The organism is Syntrophomonas sp. UBA5494 (assembly GCF_002426325.1).
In genome coordinates this window covers 3,680-4,158 of sequence record NZ_DIPG01000129.1, presented here as the reverse complement: position 1 = coordinate 4,158, position 479 = coordinate 3,680, and the positions used below count along the sequence as shown (strand labels likewise).

Sequence of the window (479 nt, the reverse complement as noted above, 5' to 3'; positions counted from 1 at the left end):
ATGCAAAATCTGTTATATTATGGTAATTGCTATCCGCGTAGGGCGAAAGCTTGCTCTACCCGATATTGAGGCCCATCCTTGGTAAGGCGGCTTTCCATGAGATAAAAAGCCTGCACCGGAAATAGACTGGACCTGGTGGCAGATTCCAGTTGGTGAGCTTTTTCCAACAACTCCTCAACATTTCGCTCCGAGCGGATCCTGCCCAGAGTAATGTGGAAGCGGTGAATTTTTTCTGGTTCAAACCCCAGATCCTGAACGTAAACATCGATGCGTTCCGCCAGAAACTCGGCCTTTTCAGTATCCCCATCCAGTCCCATCCACACCACCCGGGGCTTGCGTTTATTGGGGAAAAAGCTCAACCCGTTTACTTTGAGGTAGAAGGGCGGACAGTATTCTCCCACCTGATACAGGCGATCTCGAATCTTCTGAAGCTGATGATCATCGATATCACCCAGGAATTTCAGGGTGAGGAGGTAGTT

Annotated in this window: 1 protein-coding gene; it reads right to left on the bottom strand. The window is 49.1% G+C overall.

Going from position 1 to position 479, the window contains the following annotated elements:
* Positions 1–29: 29 nt before the first annotated feature.
* Positions 30–479: RNA 2',3'-cyclic phosphodiesterase (thpR, locus tag B3W37_RS14510; protein WP_483176230.1), on the bottom strand; the 450-nt coding region annotated here is incomplete at its 5' end.